The following is an 18,556-nucleotide window of genomic DNA, read 5'->3' on the forward strand; positions in this document are numbered from 1 at the left end:
GCCCACCGCCGCCTGTGACCTCGCCTGCCCCTACTGCTACCGACGAAACCGCCGGGGCGGCCGGATGAGCATCGAGGTGGCGGACGCGGCACTGGATCTCGTCGCCGATGGCGTGCGCGGCACCGGTCGGCCTGCCCACGTCCAGCTGGCCGGCGGGGAGCCGACCCTGGTGCCGGACCTCGTCGAGCACGTCGCCCGCCGGGTCGCAGCCATTCGAGGCGGGCGGGTCACCTGCGGCATACAGACCAATGCCATCCACCTCGATGGCGACATGGTCGCCATGCTGAGACGCCATCGGGTGCGTGTCGGGGTGAGCCTTGACGGGCCGCCACAGGTGCAGGAGCAGGCGCGTGGGTCGGCAGCACAGACCTTCCGGAGCCTGATTGAGCTGGCTCGAGCTGATGTCCCGGTGCGAGTGACGACGGTGCTCTCGGCCCTCAACGTCGACCATCTGGGGGAGTTGGCGGTCACCCTGGGCGGGCTTCCCCACGTCACCGGGTTCGGACTCGACCCACTGGTGCCGATCGGGAGCGCGGCCGGTCGGGAAGATCTGGTGCCGTCCGAGGAGGCCGTCGTCGCGGGGGTCACCGCCCTGCACCGATGCCTCGCGCAGGTCAACGCGATGCGGGCCGACCCGTTGCGCTGGCGTGAGCTGGAGACCGTTCGGGCAGCGCTGCGTCGCGCGCCGAGCGGTCCCACTCGCCCCGGGCCAGGACAACCGCGTCCACCAGCCACCGGGGAAACGTCCCGGATCCGATCCACATACCCCTGCTGCATCCGCACACCAACACCCGCCGACGATTCGAGCCACACCGGCACGTCGAGCCCTCGTGGCAATCCTGTTCGTAACGACGTCAACTGCCACGCAGACGTGGTCGACCCGTCCGGGCGAGCACTTCTGCCACTGGCAATGCCGAACCGACCGTACTGTCATGCGGCGGTCGGCGAATCCTTGGCGGTGGCTCCCGACGGGAGCGTCTACCCCTGTTCCCAGGCCGTCGGAGACGTGGCGTCCCGGGTCGGAACCATCGACGACGTCGACTGGGATGGCTTGAGGCGTCGTTTCGCGCACGATGTCCACACGTTGCGTGGACCGTGTCATCGCTGCGCCCTGGCGGACCGGTGCCCCGGCGACTGCCCGTCCCGGGTGGAGGCGAATGCGTTGGCCGACCCGGAACACCGTCACACCCCGCTCACCTGCCTCATCGACGACACCCTTGCCCGTCTGGAGATCGCGTCATGACCACCCTGTGCTTCTTCTCAGCCACCGGAGGGGAACTCACCCTCGTCAGCCAGGCCCTGGCTCGGATGCGTGCCGACGGGATCAACGTCACCCTCTTCGGCCGCACCAAGGACCAACTCCTCGATCCGGAGTTGTCCCGCGCCTTCGCCCGAGCAGCCGCTCGCAGTGACGCCGTCGTGCTGAGTCTCCACGGTGGGACGGCCTCCTGCCCGGCGTGGTCGGACCTCGTCGAGGCCTGGCAGGACCGTCGCTCCCGCGGCCTGCCGCTGCCGTGGATCCACGTCCAACCCACCTCCGGGGACGACGATGGGCTGCTGGCCGCCCAGGACTGGGCCAGTGGCCTGGACGACGGCACCTGGCAGGGCCTTGTCGGGCTGCTGGGGATGAACGGTCCGGTCAACGTCGAGTCGGCACTGCGAGTCCTCGTCGACCGGGTACACGGAGGCTCGGCCCCGATCCCCGACGTCGTCCCCGCCCCCACCGAGGGAATCTGGCATCCGCGTCACGGCCTGTTCACCAGCCTCGCCGAGTATCGGCAGCACCTGAACCCCGACCGACCCACTGTCGGGATCACCTTCCCGCGCAGCTACTGGCTGGAGCACAACACGGCCCACATCGAGGCCCTCGTCACCGCCGTCGAGGAGCTCGACGCCAACACGGTGCCGTTCTTCTGCCTGCGGCTGCCCGACGCGCGACGCGGCAACCCCGGCATGGCGCAGGTTCTGGAGAATCTGTTGCGTGACGACGAGGGCCGATGTGTCGTCGACACCCTGGTCGACGTCCACGGGATGTCCATGACGGCTGGCGTGCCCGCCAATGCCGACGCCTACCCGAATCTGGGGGTGAGTGTGCTGCACGCCCTCACCTCCTACGCCCCACGAGCTGCCTGGCAGGCCACCGCCCAGGGCATGGGGTCAATGGACGTCGCCACCCAGGCCGCGCAGCCGGAGTTCGACGGCGCCCTCATCACCAAGTTCCTGGCCACCCGGGAGGTCGACACCGTTGACGACCTCACCGGAGCCGTCGTGCCCCGCATGGTCCCGGTCCTGGGCCGGGCGCAGGCGATGGCAGAGCTGGCCCTGTCCTGGGCCCGGCTGGCTCGCACCCCAGCCGGTCAGCGCAAGGTGGCGATCGTCTTCCATCACCACCCGCCACGCAATGATCGCATCGGCTGTGCCTCCGGTCTGGACACCTTCGAGTCGGTGCGTCAGCTGCTCATCCGGATGGCCGACGAGGGGTACGACGTCCCGGAACAGTTCGAGACCGGCGACGACATCGCCCAGATGCTGTTGTCGTGCCTGACCTGCGACCAGCGCTGGCTCACCCCCGAGCAGATGCACGAGAGGGCCGAGGCCCACGCCGATCTGGAAATCTCGCGTCCCTGGTACCGGGGGCTGCCGGACTCCGTGCGGGAGTGCATGGACCGCAACTGGGGGCCGCATCCGGGCACCCTCTTCGTCCACGACGACGAGTTCTCCTTCGCCGGTCACCTCGACGGCAACGTGTTGCTGACGATCCAGCCACCGCGCGGGACATTCGAGGCCGTCACGGACTCTGCCATCCACGACCCGGTGCTGCCTCCCCCGCACCACTACCTGGCCCACTACCGCTGGATCCGTGACGTCTTCAAGGCCGACGCCGTCATCCATGTGGGCACGCACGGCAGTCTGGAATGGCTTCCCGGCAAGGGGCTGGGCCTGTCCGAGGAGTGCTACCCGGAGCTCGCCCTGGATCGGATGGTCAACATCTACCCCTACATCATCAACAACCCCGGCGAGGGCACCCAGGCCAAGAGGCGCAGTGCCGCCGCCCTCGTCGACCACCTCACCCCACCCATGCGTCAGGCCGGCCTGTACGACTCCACCGCCGAGATCGACCGCATCCTGCGCGAGCACGCCGGGGCGCAGTCACAGAGCCCGCAGCGCGCCCGCCTCGTCGCCGAGCAGGTGTGGGACGCCGTCGTCGAGGCCGGCTTGGACACCGATCTGGGCCTGACCGCAGGTGACGTCGACTCAGACCCCGCCGAGCTGCTCGACAAGGTCCATCACCACCTGCTCGAGCTGCAGGATCGCGAGATCTCCGACGGTCTGCACGTCCTCGGACAACTCGTCGCCGGCCAGGACGACCCCGCCGCGGCCGAGGTGGAGTACGTCGCCCAGCTCACCCGTCAACCCAACGGGCAGGTGCCGTCGCTGCGCGAGGCGGTGCTGGATGCCTGGGGAACGAGTCTCGACGAGGTCAGCACCAAGGCGGGCGAGCCGGTCACCGTCACCGCTGACCTGCCCGACGGGCTCAGCGGACGCGAGATCATCGAGGCCACTCACCGGCAGTGCGTCGACCTGCTGGCCCCAGTCGTCGCCTGTCACCACGGTGGATGCTTCGACACCGAAGGGGCCCACGACCTCGCCGTCCAGCTGTGCCGAGAACAGCTCGGTGCCGAACGGGGTGACGTCGTCGAGACCCTCACCTGGGTCGCCACCGACCTCATGCCGCGCCTGGACGCCACGACCGACGAGATCGAGTCGATCATGACGGCCCTGGACGGTGGATTCGTCTCCCCCGGACCGTCGGGAGCGCCCAGCCGTGGCAACGCCCACATCCTGCCGACCGGTCGAAACTTCTTCTCCCTCGACCCCGAGACCATGCCGACGCCAACCGGTTGGCGAGAGGGGGTCGAGCTCGCCGAGCAGCTGCTGGCCGGGTACGCCGAGGCCCACCCCGACCAGCCGTGGCCGCGCACCGTCGGTGTCGTGGTGTGGGGAACGGCCAACATGCGCAGCGGCGGGGCCGACATCGCCGAGATCCTGTACCTCATGGGGGTGCGCCCGGTCTGGGAGTCATCAGGCCTTGTCAGCGGGTTGCAGATCATCGACCCGGATGAACTGGGACGTCCTCGCATCGACGTCTCCCCGCGCATCTCCGGGCTGTTCCGGGACGCCTTCCCCAACCTCGTCGAGATGGTCGACCGGGCCGTTCGGATGGTCGCCGCCCTGCCGGAGGATGGCGACGACAACATGCTGCGTGCCCACGTCGAGGCCGACGTCGCCGACATGATCGCTCGCGGGATCGACGTCGGGCAGGCTCGCCGCAAGGCGACGCTGCGGGTCTTCGGTTGCCCACCCGGCGGATACGGCGCCGGTGTGGAGGAACTCATCGAGACCAAGGCGTGGCAGGACAAGGCCGATCTGGGTCGGGCCTACATCGCGGCCTCCTCCCACGCCTACGGCGAGGGGGTGTTCGGGGACGTGGAGCCCGAGCGATTCACCGCTGCGTTGTCGCGGATGGACGTCACCGTCAAGAACGAGGACACCCGCGAGTACGACATGCTCAGCTGCACCGACTTCTACAACTACTACGGCGGGCTCATCGTCGCTGCGACGACGGTGCGCGGTGAGGCACCGATGTCGTTCGTGGGTGACTCCTCCGATCCTGCCCGGATCGCCACACGCACCACCACGCAGGAGGCCCGGATCATCCTGCGCTCCCGAATCCTCAACCCGTCGTGGATCGAGGGTCTGCAGCGCCACGGGTACAAGGGGGCCGGAGACCTGTCCAAGGTGCTCGACATCCTCATCGGCTGGGACGCCACCGCCGACGTCGTCGACGACGGCCTGTGGGAGAAGGTGGCGCGTCGTTATGCCCTCGACCCGGCGATGCAGGAGTGGTTCCACGAGGTCAACCCGCACGCCCTGCACAACATCGTGGACAAGCTCCTTGACGCCGCCCAGCGCAACATCTGGCAGGCCGACCCGGGCACCGTCGAGGAGTTGCAGGACACCTACGCCGACATCGAGGGGACCATCGAGGAGGTCTCCGACGACCCGTGCTCGGGCACCGGCGGCACCCCCATCCGCCCCAGGAACCCCATCAGCTCTGGGGATACCACCGGCACCGGAGACTCCCACGGCTCGACGAGCACCACCAGCCCGGCCGAGACTGCCCCACCAAAAACCTCCGACGGGGGCTTGGACCTTGCCGCGCTGAACCTCACCTCACTGAGGTTGAACCGATGACGTCTGTTCCGATGATCTACCCGTTCACCGCCGTCGTCGGGCAGGACGAGGCCAGGAGCGCCCTGCTGCTGTGCGCCGTCAATCCTCGTATTGGCGGGGTGCTGCTCAGCGGGGAGAAGGGGACGGCCAAGTCGACGGTGGTCCGTGGCCTGGCCGAGTTGCTTCCCGGTCGGGTGATGCGCACCCTGGCACTGGGGACCACCGAGGACCGTCTCGTCGGTGGGCTGGATCTCGAGGCCACCCTGGCCACCGGCCGTCCAGTGCTGCAGCCCGGGTTGCTCAGTGAGGTCGATGGTGGGGTGCTCTACGTCGACGAGGTCAACCTCCTCGACGACCATCTCGTCGACCTGGTCATCGACGCCTGCGCCGGCACACTCCGGGTGGAGCGGGAGGGCCTGACAGCCACCCTGGCAAGCCGCTTCGTCCTAGTCGGGACCATGAACCCGGAGGAAGGTGCGCTGCGCCCCCAGTTGCTGGACCGGTTCGGACTGTGCGTCGAGGTGCACGGCGAGTCGGACCCGGACACCCGCGCCGAGATCATCCGTCGTCGTCTCGACCACGACGCCGACCCAACTGGGTTCGCACGCCGTTGGCAGGACGACCAGGAACGTCAGACCGCGGCCATCAGCAGGGCACAGCGCATCGTCGACCAGATCGCGCTGAACCGCACCGTCACCGAGCTCATCTGCTCGCTGTGCCGACACAACCACGTCGCCGGGCACCGGGGCGACGTCGTCATGGCAGAGGCCACTCGTGCCCATGCTGCCCTGGCCGGCCGCAGGACTGCCACCGAGGACGACGTGTTGGCGGTCAGCGAGATGGTGCTGCGACACCGCCGACGTGACGAGACGCCGGCTGACCCTCCCCCACCGCGAGACCAGCACCCCGAGAACCGTCCGGACCGGCCCGAGGACCCCTCCCGCAATCCTGATTCCACCCCCGAGGGGTCCGATCCACCTCAGAACTCGGAGCAGGGCCCCGACCCAGGCGTGGAAAATCTGCATGGGAACGACGATGCTGCCACCTCAGGTGGCACACCGGGCGATCACGCGCACGATGACCACGGCAACGCCGAGGACAGCGACCCCGATGACGATCTGGCAGGCGGGAACCAGCAGTCCGAGGGCCAGCGCGACGCGGATCGCGACAGCACCAAGAACCCATCCCACGGCAGCGACCAGGTGGCCGCCCTGGGTGAGGCATTCGCCGTGCGCCCCCTGGAACCCGAGCAGGATCGCCTCTCCCGGCGGGCCTCGGGGCGACGCCTGCGCACCCGTAGCGAGGGCCGTCGCGGCCGTTACGTCTCGTCCCGCCCCACCGACCGTCCCGACGATCTCGCCCTGGACGCCACCCTGCGAGCCGCAGCGATCCACCAGAAGTCGCGGCGGACCGGCCCGCACCGCTCGGGCAAGACGCCCTCCAGCGGGGCGATTCGCATCGAACCCGTCGACTGGCGTGCCAAGGTGCGGGTCGGTCGAGCTGGCTCCTGCGTGATCCTCGTCGTCGACTCCTCAGGGTCGATGGGGTCACGTGGCCGGATGACCGCATCCAAGGGGGCCGTGCTCTCACTACTACTCGACGCCTACGTCAAACGTGACCGGGTCTGCCTCATCGGGTTTCGTCGGGACCGGGCCGAGGTGCTGGTCCCGGTGACCTCCTCGGTGGAGGTGGCCCAGCGCTGCCTCGCCGAGCTGCCCGTCGGCGGACGCACCCCACTGGCAGCTGGACTGGTCAAGGCCTGTGAGGTGGTTCGCCCGCTGCTGCTCAAGGACCCCGAGCTGCGGCCGCTGCTGGTGCTCGTCACCGACGGACGCGGCAACGTCGGTCTGGACGCACGACCCAACGGTCGAGCCACCGACGAGGCAATCGCGTTGGCAACCGAGATCGGTGCCGACCGACGTCTCAGCTGGGTCGTCATCGACACCGAGGATCCACGCGGCATCCGGTTGTCCCGTGCTCGCGACATCGCCGCCGCGTTGGGCGGGCCGTGCCTGCACATCGACGACCTGCGCGCCGACGACCTCGTCAACGTCGTCTGCCAACTCGACCCCACTGCTCCCCGAAAGGACTGCTGACATGGCACCACGTCCCGTCTACCCCTTCTGCGCCATCGTCGGACAGGAGGAGATGAAACTCGCCCTCATCCTCGCCACCATCAGCCCCGACCTGTCCGGGGTGCTCATCCGCGGCGAGAAGGGCACCGCCAAGTCCACTGCGGTCCGCGGTCTGGCAGCCCTGCTCCCGCAGCACCGGGAGGTTTCCGGTGCCTACCACCTGTCCCCCGAGGAGTACTCGGCCCACGCCGAGGAGCTTGGCCTGCCGGCAACCATGCCCGAGCCGCGTACCGTCCAGGTGCCGGTCGTCGACCTGCCGGTGGGGGCCACCGAGGATCGCGTCACCGGCACCCTCGACATGGAGACTGCCCTGCGGGAGGGACGACGTCGCTTCGAACCCGGTCTGTTGGCTGCGGCCCACCGGGCGATCCTCTACGTCGACGAGGTCAACCTGCTCGACGACCACGTCGTCGACCTGCTGCTGGACTCGGCTGCCATGGGGGTCAACACCGTCGAGCGCGAGGGGGTCAGCGTCACCCATCCGGCACGGTTCACCCTGGTCGGCACCATGAACCCCGAGGAGGGAGAACTGCGTCCCCAGCTGCTCGACCGGTTCGGCCTGTGCGTCACCGTCGGTGGGGAGGACGACCCCGAGCAGCGCATCGAGGTCATCCGGCGTCGGCTGGCCTTCGAGGATGATCCGGCCAACTTCACGCGCAAGTGGGAACAGCAGGGCCACCAGATCAGCGAGAGGATCGGGCACGCCACCGAGCTCGTCAAGGAGGTCCAGATCGACGACGAGACCCTCATGACGGTCGCCCGCACCTGCATCAACGCCCATGTCGACGGCCACCGCGCCGACATCATGATGGTGCGGGCCGCTCGTGCCCTGGCAGCGTGGGAGGAACGCACCACGATCACCACCGAGAACCTCACCCAGGCCGCCCGGCTCGTCCTGCCGCACCGCATGAGGCGGCGTCCCCTCGAGTCGGTCGGCGGGCCGGGGGCAGCGTGATACGTACTGTCCACCGTCATTGGCGGCCGAGGCTGAGGTGGCTGCCCCACATCCCGAAACAGACCCCACCACCCTTTGACGTCTCCCTCATCAACGTCAACGAGGTCCACGAGGGCCGGGCCGTGGTGCGTCAGATGTCTCACGACGGGAAGCGGTGGCTGCTGCCCGGCTCGATCGCCTCAGCCCTCGTCAGCCTGGTCAACATCGGGGTGCCGATGGCCCTTGGCCGCGCCATCGATGACGGAGTGGTCGCGGCCAACGCCGCTGTCCTCGCCGGATGGCTGGCCCTGGTGGCGCTGGCCTACGTGGCCCGCGCGGTTGCCCAGACGGTGCGGATGCAGACCAATGTCGGTGCCGCACTGGCCGAGCACGACCTTCGCGTCCAGGCCCTCGACCGCATCACCGCCCCGGAGGGAATCGGGGGAAGGTCCCGCCTTCCCGGTGATCTCCTCGCCGTCGTCGTCACCGACGTCCGGGCAGTGTCACGGGCCTTCATCGCCCTGGCCTCGATCCCCGGCAACATCGTCACCCTGCTCGGTTCCCTCGTCGCGATGGCCCTCATCAACGGCTGGCTCGTGCTCGCAACGGTGTGCATCGTCCCGCTGCTCATCCTGCTGTCGGTCAAGGGGGTCGCCCCGGTCAAACGCAGCACCCGCCGGGAACGACGAGCCGAGGCCGCGGCAGCTGGGTCCGCCGCCGATCTCACCAGCGGACTGCGCGTCATCCAGGGTCTGTCAGCCGAGCATCGCGCCACCGAGCGGTTTCGGGTGGTCAGCCGAGAGGGGTTGGCGGCCAGCCTGCGCAACCGGCGGGTCAAGGGGGTTTACACCGGCATCATCAATGCTTCCGTCGGGGTTTTCATCACGGCACTGACGGTGCTCGCCGGATGGCTCACCCTCAAGGGTCACATCAGTGTCGGACAGCTCGTCACCGTGGTGGGTCTGGCGCAGACTCTCGGCCCGCCGCTTCGGGCCCTCGGCGTCGACACCGCATCCATGTTGGCCAGTGCGAACGCCTCCGGGGACAGATTCTGCGAGCTTCGGGACAGTCCGGCTGCCTGGCCGGTCCACCCCGACGACGGGGCTCGCACCACTCCCGGAGACGGCCCGGTGTCGCTCCACGTTCCTGTCGAGGAGCCGGACTTCTGTCTGGACGTCCCCGCCGGGACCCACCTGGGGATCGTCGCTCCACAACACGTGTGTGATGCCCTCGCCAACGCCATCGACCATGGCCCCCGAACCCTTCTCAACGGGGTGGCGGCCAGCCGCCTCAACCCTTCCCAGCGGCGACGTCTGGTCCTGGTGGCTCCACGCTGCCCAGAACTCTTCGACGACACTGCGCGGTCCAACATCGTGCTGGAGCGCCAGACGACGGTGGCCAAGCTCAACGCCGTCGTCGCCGCCGCCGCTCTGGACACCGTCGCCAAGGTGCTGCCGCGTGGTCTGGAGACCGAGGTCGGAGAGGGCGGACGTCATGTCTCCGGAGGCCAGCGTCAGCGGCTGGCCCTGGCGAGAGCGCTGCTGCACTCCCCTGACGGTCTGGTGCTGATTGACCCCACCACCAGCATCGACGCCGTCACGACCGCCACCATCGCGGAGCGGCTGCACGAGTTGAGGAAGGGACGCACCACCGTCATCGCCACCACCTCCCCGGCCCTGCTGGACCGGATGGACGAGGTGGTCATGCTCGACGGCGACGGTCGCGAGGTCGCCCGCGCCCCACACCGCGAGTTGCTGACCCGCGAGAACTACCGGGGGATGCTGTCATGAGCACTTCCCATTGGCTACCACTCGCCACTGCCGCCCAGGTTCGTCAGGACGTCCAACGGGCAGCACGTGGCGTGCGCGGGTACTTCGTCGGAGCGATCATGGTGATCACGGCGGCGGCCCTGCTGGACCTGGCCGTGCCGATGGCAACCGGGTGGATCATTGACGCCGCCCGGGCCCACCGTCCGCCATCATCCCTGCTCACCCCTGCCCTCGCCATGGCCGTTGCAGTGGTCGGGTCGGGGATCTGCAATGGTGCGGCCCAGGCCCTGACGCCTTCCTTCTTCACGACCATCGTCACCCGGTTACGGGAGTCGATGATCCAGGTCGGACTAGGGCTGGACCAGCAGCGGGTGGAGAGGGCCGGTACCGCCGACCTGGTCTCGCGCGCGTCCGACGACGTCCAAGCGGTACGCGATGCGGCGAATGGAGCCCTTCCACGCCTTGTCAACACCATGATCATGGTCATCGTGTCAGTGGGTGCGCTGGCCAGCCTGCATCCGGCCTTCTTCATCCCGGTGCTCCTCGCGGGGGTTCTCTACGGCCTGGCGATCCGGGAGTTCCTGCGTACTGCCCCGCCCGTGTACCGAGCTGAGAGACGGGCCTCGACGACCCAGTCGCAGCACATCCTCTCGACCATCCACGGGCTCGACGTGGTGCGGGCCTTCGGGCTGGAGAACCTGCGTACTCGAACGGTGGCAGGCGGATCCTGGCAGGCCATCCGATGGGGCCTTCGCGGACGATTCCTCGGGAACACGCTGGTCGTCAGGCTGTTGGCCGGGGAGGCCGTGGCAACCATTGGCGTCGCGTGGACGGGATACCTGCTCGTCGCCAGCAACAAGCTCAGCGTCGGTGCGGCCGCGACGGCGGTCCTGGTGTTGCTGAGGGTGTTCTCCCCAGCGCGGTTCCTGCTGATGTTCCTCAACAACCTGCAGGCCGCGTGGGTGTGTCTGCAGCGAGTGGTGGGTGTCATCCATGCCCGTCACGAGGAGCCGACCGTCGTCGAGCACACCCACCAGGGCCCGACGTCGGTTCACGTGGAAGGGCTGAGTTTCGGTTATCAGGACGGTCCGGAGGTTCTGCACGAGGTGAGCCTGACCATTCCTGCCGGGCACACCATGGTGCTCGTCGGGGAGTCCGGTGCTGGCAAGTCGACTCTGGCAGCACTCGTGGCAGGCCTGCTGGAACCTCGGTCTGGTCAGGTCGCCATGTCCCCAGCCCATGCCCGAACCGTGCTCATCAGCCAGGAAATCCACACCTTCTCGGGAAGCCTTCTCGACGACGTGGCGCTCGGGTTGCCGACCACCGTCGAGGACTGGTCTGACGACCAGGTTCGCGAGGCCGTCCTGGACGCTCTGGAACAGGTCGGTGCCGAGTGGGTGGAGAATCTGCCCGACGGCGTCGACACCGTGGTGGGACGACTGGGAACTCGGCTCTCCCCGGCCCAGGCCCAACAGGTGGCACTGGCCCGGGCCCTGCTGGCGGATCCCCCAGTCATCATCCTGGACGAGGCGACAGCCGAAGCCGGTAGCTCGGGAGCGGCTGCCCTCGACCGAGCCGCCGCTGAGGTCGTCACGGGAAGGACCGCTCTGGTGGTCGCTCACCGATTGTCCCAGGTGGCGATGGCCGACGAGGTCGCGGTCATGGAGGACGGGCGGATCGTGGAGGTCGGGCCTCCCGAACAGCTGTGCGCGGGCGACGGTCCTTTCGCCCAGCTGTGGCAGGTGTGGTCGAGCCAGCGTTGGGCCGCTCTCAGCCACACAGCTGCGCCACCGTCCGACGCCTACGCCGCGAACGACCGACGCAACTGACAGAAAAAATGGCGCAGTTGGAAAGAGATGGTCCCCGAGAACCTCCATTCCCCGGGGACCACGAGTGGGTCAGAGCGACATCACATGGTGGACTCCACCTTGTCAGCGATACCGGCATCGATGTTGCGCCAGTAGGTCAGGGTGTTGCCGATGACCGGCTCCTCCATGTCGAAGTTGGTCAGCAGATCGACCAGGGTGTCGACGAGGTCGCTGCGCTCCTTATCGGAGAAGACGTCATGGACCAAGGTGTGAGCCTGACCGAAGTCGTCGTCCTCAGTGTGCAGGGTCTGGGCGGCGCGAACGAGGTCGCCGTCGGTCTCCCAGCTGGTCTCCGAGCCGAGACGGTAGCCGGTGGCGTAGTCGCGGCGATAGGAGTTCGGGGCGTAGGTCGGGGCGGAACCGGCATGCTCGTAGACCATCTGGCCGTCAAAGGTGTACTGGTTCGTCGCGACGGTCGGACGGTTCACGGGCAGCTGCTCGTAGTTGACGCCCAGACGGTTGCGGGCGGCGTCGTTGTAGGCGAAGACGCGACCCAGCAGCATGCGATCGGGTGACAGACCCGTGCCCTCGACGGTGTTGAACGGGGAGAAGGCCGCCTGCTCGATCTCGGCGAAGAAGTTCTCCGGATTGCGCTCCAGGGTGAATGTGCCGATGGTGTGCAGCGGGTAGTCCTGGTGCGGCCACACCTTGGTGATGTCGAACGGGTTGAACCGGTAATCCTTGGCGTCCTCGTAGGGCATGAGCTGCACCTTGACGGTCCAGGACGGGTAGTCCCCGTCGGCGATGTGGTTGAACAGGTCCTCGCGATGAATGTCAGGGTGATCGCCGACGATGGCCTTGGCCTGGTCGGCGGTCATGTTGTGGACGCCCTGGTCGCTGATGAAGTGGTACTTCACCCAGGTGATCTTGCCCTCGGCGTTCACCCACGAGTAGGTGTGCGAGGAGTAGCCGTTCATGGTGCGGTAGCTGAGCGGAATGCCTCGCGGTCCCATGAGGTAGGCGACCTGGTGCGCCGACTCCGGGGAGAGACTCCAGTAGTCGTACATCATGTTCGGGCTACGCAGGCCGGAGTTCGGCAGCCGCTTCTGGGAACGGATGAAGTGCGGGAACTTCATCGGATCGCGCATGAAGAACACCGGAGTGTTGTTGCCGACCATGTCGAAGTTGCCCTCGTCGGTGTAGAACTTCAGCGAGAATCCGCGAACGTCACGCCAGGTGTCGGGGCTGCCGAGTTCACCTGCGACCGTGGAGAACCGGGCCAGCATCGGAGTGTCCTTGCCCTTCTGCAGGAAACCGGCCTTGGTGTACTCCGAGACGTCTGCGGTGACCTCGAGGTGGCCGAAGGCGCCGGAGCCCTTGGCGTGCGGTTTGCGCTCGGGGATGTTCTCGCGGTTGAAGTGTGCGAGGGTGTCAACCAGGTGAGCGTCGTGCAGTAGCACCGGACCGTCGGCGCCGACAGTCAGGGAATATTCATCGCTGGGCGCCGGGGAACCGTTCGTAGTGGTTGACGGCTTGCTGGGATCAATGGGCATGACGCCTCCGTTCATCGGGTACGTCCCACCCTGCCCCCGTGACAGGCTGTATCCAAGGGGGCAGTCACGTCGCGCTCGACACCGCGGCTCGTTGTGGCAAACGTGTGTAGTAATACCCCGGTCACCACCAGAGGTGGCAGTGGTCCCCGTCCCGAACGGGATTACCACACGCCGGCACGAGCGCCATCAACGTTGGGCTACCGAAGGCCGCGGACAACAATGGAGCCATGACAACCGTCACCAGGAATGACCAGAAGTCGCGGTACGAGGCTCACATTGGCGGTGGGCTCGCCGGGTTTGCCGACTTTCGACACGAGGGGAACGTCGTCGTCATGCCTCACACCGAAGTGTTCAACGCCTTCGGTGGTCAAGGTGTTGGAGGCGCGCTTGCCCGCTTCGCCCTTGACGACATCGCCTCCCAGGGTCTGGCGGTGCGACCAGACTGTTCCTTTATCAGGGGTTGGTTGGACAAGCATCCCGACCACCCCGCGAATGTGGCCTGAACTCAGCTCGGAACCACGGGGCTGGTGCAGCTGGCGGGAGCACACATAGTATTTTGAGGATCCGATAGTCGAAAAAGGATTCTCGTGCCCATGCCCTCCACCGGATCGCACTCCACCAGATCGCGTCGCGCCTGGCTCATGGTCGGGGCCGGCGTCGCTCTCCTGGCCGGTCTCGATGGCGCCTTGCTCCTCCTCGGTGTGTGGTCGCCCGTGATGTCGTCGCGGCTGGCCGCCTGGCACGGCCCTCTCATGGTCCTCGGATTCATCGGCACCGTCATCTGCCTGGAACGGGCGATCGCCCTCGGGGCACGTCTCGGCTATTGCGTCCCGGCCATTTCAGGGCTCGGTGTCATCGTCTTGCTGACGCCCAGCCCGCCATGGCTCGGTCTGGCCCTGCTCGCCCTGGCCCAACTCGGACTGCTGGGCATATACGTCCCGTTGTGGAGACGCAGCCACGACGATGCGACGGTCATCCAAATCACGGGGGCATTCTGCGCCGCGGGTGCCGCCGCCCTCCTCACCTCAGGGGCCGAGGTGCCCGACGTCGTCGGATGGTTGGCCTGCTACCTCATCCTGACGATCTGTGGGGAAAGACTCGAGCTTTCTCGTCTCACGATGTCGCGCAATCGCGCCCTCCCGGGACTGTGTCTGGCAGTCGTGGCAGCCCTCCTCGTCTGCGTGGTGAGCCCACAGATCGGGTACCGAGTACTGGGAGTCGTGCTCGTCGCTCTGGCGGCGTGGCTGTGTCGCAACGACGTCGCCCGCGGTGGGGTGCGCCGCGGCGGTCAGGGCGCCTACATCGGCATCCTGCTCATGGTCGGCTATCTGTGGCTCGGGGTGGCCGGCCTTGCATGGGCGGTCAGCGGACCCGTCACCTCCGGTAGAGCCTACGATGCCGTCGTCCACTCAGTATTCCTTGGATTCACGATGGGGATGATCCTCGGCCACGCCCCTATCATCCTGCCGGCTGTGTTGCGCGCACGACTCGAGTGGACGACATGGTTCTGGCTGCCAGCGTTCCTGCTGGAGGCCTCTTTGCTGGCACGTGTCGGAATCGGTGACGGCCTGGGCCGACCCGCCGTTGTGCAAGCTGGCGGCGTCATCAATGTGATCAGCCTCGTAGCCCTGGTGGCCGTCGTCGCCGCCCACGTCCGACCCCGCAACCAGTCCGGACCACACCCGCAATCCACACCTTGCGTCCAGTCAGGAGAGGCTCATGCCTGAAATCTCCCCCGTCGGTCACAAACCCGACACCAACAAACGCAATTGGCACCGTAAAGCCTCACGTCCGGTCTCCGGGTGGCTAGCGGCACTACTCATCGTGGCGATCACGAGCCCGTGGATCCCACAGTCGCGCTGGCTGTTGGTACACATGGTCACCTTGGGCGTCGCGACGACGTCAATCATGGTGTGGGGGCAATACTTCACCGAGGCGATCTTGCACAACAGCCTCACTGACACCGACCGTCGTCGCCAAGTGTTGCGTATCAGACTCTTGACGGTCGGCATCATCGTCACCTGTATGGGAATGGTGGCGACGTGGCCGTGGGTGACCGTCGGCGGGGCAGTGGTGGTCGGATGCGTGCTGACGTGGTACGCCTTCGCCTTGGCTCGCCAAGTCGGCCACGCGTTGCCGGGACGGTTCGCCTCCACGGTGTGGTTTTATTGCGCGGCCGCTAGTGTGCTGCCGCTGGGAGCGGCTCTCGGCGCGATTATGGCCTTTTCTCCCACTGAACCGTGGCGGACTCGTCTGTTGGTGGCTCACCAGGCGCTCAACCTGCTTGGGTTCGTGGGACTGACCGTCGTTGGCACCCTGGTCACGCTATGGCCCACGGTTTTGCGCACCAAGATGCAGCCTTCCCAGGATCGCCACGGCAAGATTGCGCTCTACATCATGCTCGGTGCGGTTGTGGTGACAACCACCGGGGCGCTGGCCGGGCTGTGGTGGCTGGCAGCCCTTGGGGTAACGGCGCACATCGTCGGGATCTGCATCGTGCTGGGCGACCTGGTGGCTTGCGCCATCCACAAGCCGCCGCGCGACTTCCCCGGATTCACCATGGGTGCCGCCATCTGCTGGATGCTGGTGTGGCTTGTCTGGCTGACGTGGAAGCTGGCAGTCAACGGAACCGGGCTGCTGGCTGACGACATCTTCACCCTCTCGGTGCCCGTCATCGTCGGTTTCCTGCTCCAGCTCCTCGTCGGAGCCATGAGTTACCTCATGCCGATGGTCATGGGTGGCGGGCCGAAGATCGTCCGGGCCACCAATGCCAAGATGCACGCCTTCGGATCGCTGCGAGCCACCATCACCAACGCCGGGCTCGTGCTGTGGGTGCTCGCCATAGGCACCTGGACTCGTCGCATCGGCATGGTGATGGCCGTCGCCGGGCTGGCGACATTCCTGCCTGCCACCGCAGCGATGGTGCGCACCGGCATTCCCCTCCTCAAGGAGAAGGGACGCCAGATGGCGGGCAGGACGGCCGCTGCCGAGAAGGGGACACCCACGGTCTCCTCCGGCAAGGCGACCGTCTCGTCTGCTGCCAAGCCCGCAGACACCACGTCCACAGGCTCCGACGCACCGAACCGTTCCGCCGTCGCCGGGATCACACCCAAGGGTGTCGACCCGGCTGTCACCGCTCCGACTGATCGTCGCTCCTTCGTCGGAGCCTTTGCCGGTGTTGCCACCGCCCTGACAGCAGCCGCCGTCGGTCACCGACTGGACCAGAACACGCCTGTCGAGGACGCCGATGGCCCAACAGCGGTCGCCGGGAAGGTGTCCCCCACCGGCCACACGACGACGGTCAGCGTCACTGCCGAGGGAATGAAGTACCACCCCAGCACCATCAGCGTCCCGGCCGGTGACGAGCTCGTCGTCGAGATCACCAACACGGACCGCAACCAAGTCCACGACCTGCAGTTCGCCAATGGCGCTCATTCACCACGCCTCGACCCGGGGGCCCGCGCGACCGTCAATGCTGGAATCATCACCGGCCCGACCGAGGGCTGGTGCACCATCGTCGGCCACAAGTCGATGGGGATGGTGCTCAAGGTTCAGGTAAGCGGGGTGTCAGGAGCCGGCGAGCACGACGACCACATGGGCTCAACGGATCCTCGCCGCACGATCGACCTCACCAAGGCTCCCGGCAAGGGGTTCGAGACCCGTGACGCCGTCGTCCCCCCGCTGCTGGCCGGACGCGTCCACAAGATGACCCTGACCGCAAAGGAGTCGGTGCAGGAGATCGCCCCGGGAACGACCATCGACGCCATGACCTACAACGGCCGCTACATGGCCCCGGTCGTCCACGCCCGGATCGGAGACGAGATGCGCGTGCACCTGGTCAACAAGGGGACAATGGGACACTCTCTCGACTTCCACGCCGGCACCGTGTCGCCCGACAAAGTCATGCGCACCATTGCACCGGGCCAGGAACTGGACTACAACTTCACCCTGCACCGCGCCGGGATCTGGCTCTACCACTGCTCCACCATGCCGATGTCTGCCCACATCGCGGCTGGCATGTTCGGCGCCGTCATCGTCGCCCCACACGACCTGCCGCGCGCCGATCGCGAGTACTACCTGGTGCAGTCGGAGACCTACCTCAGCGAGCACAACGGGGCCGAGGTCAACATGGCCAAGATAGCCAACGAGACCCCTGACCTGACGATGTTCAACGGTCACGCCAACCAGTACGTCTTCGAGCCGCTGAAGGCCAAGGCCGGGGAGCGAGTACGCATCTGGGTGCTGGCAGCCGGACCGAGCCGCGGGTGCTCCTTCCACGTCGTCGGGACCCAGTTCGACACCGTCTTCAAGGAGGGCGCCTACACCCTCAAGCGTGGCAATCCGGAGGGCGGGGGCTGCCAGGCCCTCGGCCTGTCCAGTGCCCAGGGTGGTTTCGTCGAGATGGTCTTCAAGGAGCCGGGCCACTACACCTTCGTCAACCACTCCTTCGTGGAGATGGAGCGCGGTGCCCGGGGAATCATTGAGGTGACGGCATGAGTGAGACCAGCCTGGTCGACCCAGGGTCCGAGAAAAGGGTCGACAAGGTTGCCGACGCGCTGCAGAAACGAGGCGGGTCCGCCACCAGCGCTGAAGTGGCCGCTGACCTGGGGATCCACCCCTCGACGGCGCGGTTCCACCTCGACCGCCTCGTCGAACAGGGACGCGTCGGGACCGCTCGTGAGCATCGCGCCACTCGAGGCCGTCCACACACCGTCTTCACCCTCGTCAACGACGAGGGACCGCGCGCCTACCGGCTGCTGGCCCAGATGCTGGTCGAGGACGTTGCCACCAGCGACGATCCCATCTCGACAGCCACACGCATAGGTCAGCGCTGGGGATGTCACCGTCTCGGGGACCTCGTCGCAGTCCTTGACGACATGGGCTTCTCCCCCGCCCCCGAGGAGGAAGAAATTGTGCTGCGTCACTGCCCCTTCCTGGACCTCGCCCTCGATCACCCACAGGTGGTCTGTGCCCTGCACTGCGGGGTCGTTGAGGGTGTGACGGGAAAAGCGGCGACCATCGACGCCAATCCAGGGACACGGTGCGTGGTCCACACCGTCGCCTGGAAGCCGTCGACACAACGGATGGTGCCCACAGGGCAGGGCCGCGGGCATCACAACTC

General features: G+C 67.3%; 9 protein-coding genes and 2 pseudogenes. 10 read left to right on the forward strand and 1 reads right to left on the reverse strand.

The window, feature by feature from the left end; translation table 11 throughout:
* Positions 1-64 precede the first annotated feature (64 nt).
* The 6 genes and pseudogenes from ACUCCZ_RS10545 to ACUCCZ_RS10570 all read left to right on the forward strand — a co-directional run.
* On the forward strand, positions 65-1,243 hold the full coding sequence (locus ACUCCZ_RS10545) for a radical SAM protein (protein WP_462981575.1): 1,179 nt from the start codon (positions 65-67) through the stop codon (positions 1,241-1,243).
* A complete protein-coding gene (gene cobN, locus ACUCCZ_RS10550) occupies positions 1,240-5,256 on the forward strand; it encodes a cobaltochelatase subunit CobN (RefSeq protein ID WP_435918217.1) in 4,017 nt (1,338 codons plus the stop codon). The genes ACUCCZ_RS10545 and cobN overlap by 4 nt, the downstream gene beginning before the upstream one ends.
* A gap of 11 nt (positions 5,257-5,267) precedes the next feature.
* Positions 5,268-7,331 (forward strand): magnesium chelatase subunit D family protein, encoded by a 2,064-nt coding sequence (locus ACUCCZ_RS10555; RefSeq protein WP_435918311.1) that lies wholly within the window; start codon positions 5,268-5,270, stop codon positions 7,329-7,331.
* A 1-nt stretch (position 7,332) separates the two neighbouring features.
* On the forward strand, positions 7,333-8,325 hold the full coding sequence (locus ACUCCZ_RS10560; protein WP_435918216.1) for an ATP-binding protein: 993 nt from the start codon (positions 7,333-7,335) through the stop codon (positions 8,323-8,325).
* A 134-nt stretch (positions 8,326-8,459) separates the two neighbouring features.
* Positions 8,460-10,094: an ABC transporter transmembrane domain-containing protein gene (locus ACUCCZ_RS10565; RefSeq protein WP_435918310.1), complete on the forward strand. Its 1,635-nt coding sequence runs from the start codon at positions 8,460-8,462 to the stop codon at positions 10,092-10,094.
* Positions 10,091-11,830, forward strand: a pseudogene (locus ACUCCZ_RS10570) (ABC transporter ATP-binding protein); the annotation flags it as partial. The gene ACUCCZ_RS10565 and the pseudogene ACUCCZ_RS10570, both read left to right, overlap by 4 nt.
* A 152-nt stretch (positions 11,831-11,982) precedes the next feature.
* Here the strand turns inward: ACUCCZ_RS10570 and ACUCCZ_RS10575 are convergent.
* A complete protein-coding gene (locus ACUCCZ_RS10575) occupies positions 11,983-13,434 on the reverse strand; it encodes a catalase (RefSeq protein ID WP_435918215.1) in 1,452 nt (483 codons plus the stop codon).
* A gap of 227 nt (positions 13,435-13,661) precedes the next feature.
* Here ACUCCZ_RS10575 and ACUCCZ_RS10580 point away from each other — a divergent pair, with 227 nt between their 5' ends.
* From ACUCCZ_RS10580 to ACUCCZ_RS10595, 4 genes and pseudogenes are all read left to right on the forward strand, one after another.
* On the forward strand, positions 13,662-13,937 hold the full coding sequence (locus ACUCCZ_RS10580) for a GNAT family N-acetyltransferase (protein WP_435918214.1): 276 nt from the start codon (positions 13,662-13,664) through the stop codon (positions 13,935-13,937).
* A 138-nt stretch (positions 13,938-14,075) separates the two neighbouring features.
* Positions 14,076-15,161 carry a hypothetical protein gene (locus ACUCCZ_RS10585; RefSeq protein ID WP_435918309.1) on the forward strand — a complete coding sequence of 362 codons (1,086 nt, stop codon included), beginning with the start codon at positions 14,076-14,078 and terminating at the stop codon, positions 15,159-15,161.
* Positions 15,154-17,931 (forward strand): multicopper oxidase domain-containing protein, encoded by a 2,778-nt coding sequence (locus ACUCCZ_RS10590; RefSeq protein WP_435918212.1) that lies wholly within the window; start codon positions 15,154-15,156, stop codon positions 17,929-17,931. The genes ACUCCZ_RS10585 and ACUCCZ_RS10590 overlap by 8 nt, the downstream gene beginning before the upstream one ends.
* Positions 17,928-18,491 (forward strand): annotated as a pseudogene (locus tag ACUCCZ_RS10595) (helix-turn-helix transcriptional regulator); the annotation flags it as partial. The gene ACUCCZ_RS10590 and the pseudogene ACUCCZ_RS10595, both read left to right, overlap by 4 nt.
* Positions 18,492-18,556 lie beyond the last annotated feature (65 nt).

Source organism: Cutibacterium nasicola, from assembly GCF_052654715.2.

Coding starts and splice junctions, on each gene's coding strand:
- ACUCCZ_RS10545 (WP_462981575.1), top strand. CDS start 65: ATGAGCATCGAGGTGGCGGACGCGGCACTGGATCTCGTCGCCGATGGC.
- cobN (WP_435918217.1), top strand. CDS start 1,240: ATGACCACCCTGTGCTTCTTCTCAGCCACCGGAGGGGAACTCACCCTC.
- ACUCCZ_RS10555 (WP_435918311.1), top strand. CDS start 5,268: ATGATCTACCCGTTCACCGCCGTCGTCGGGCAGGACGAGGCCAGGAGC.
- ACUCCZ_RS10560 (WP_435918216.1), top strand. CDS start 7,333: ATGGCACCACGTCCCGTCTACCCCTTCTGCGCCATCGTCGGACAGGAG.
- ACUCCZ_RS10565 (WP_435918310.1), top strand. CDS start 8,460: ATGTCTCACGACGGGAAGCGGTGGCTGCTGCCCGGCTCGATCGCCTCA.
- ACUCCZ_RS10575 (WP_435918215.1), bottom strand. CDS start 13,434: ATGCCCATTGATCCCAGCAAGCCGTCAACCACTACGAACGGTTCCCCG.
- ACUCCZ_RS10580 (WP_435918214.1), top strand. CDS start 13,662: ATGACAACCGTCACCAGGAATGACCAGAAGTCGCGGTACGAGGCTCAC.
- ACUCCZ_RS10585 (WP_435918309.1), top strand. CDS start 14,076: ATGGTCGGGGCCGGCGTCGCTCTCCTGGCCGGTCTCGATGGCGCCTTG.
- ACUCCZ_RS10590 (WP_435918212.1), top strand. CDS start 15,154: ATGCCTGAAATCTCCCCCGTCGGTCACAAACCCGACACCAACAAACGC.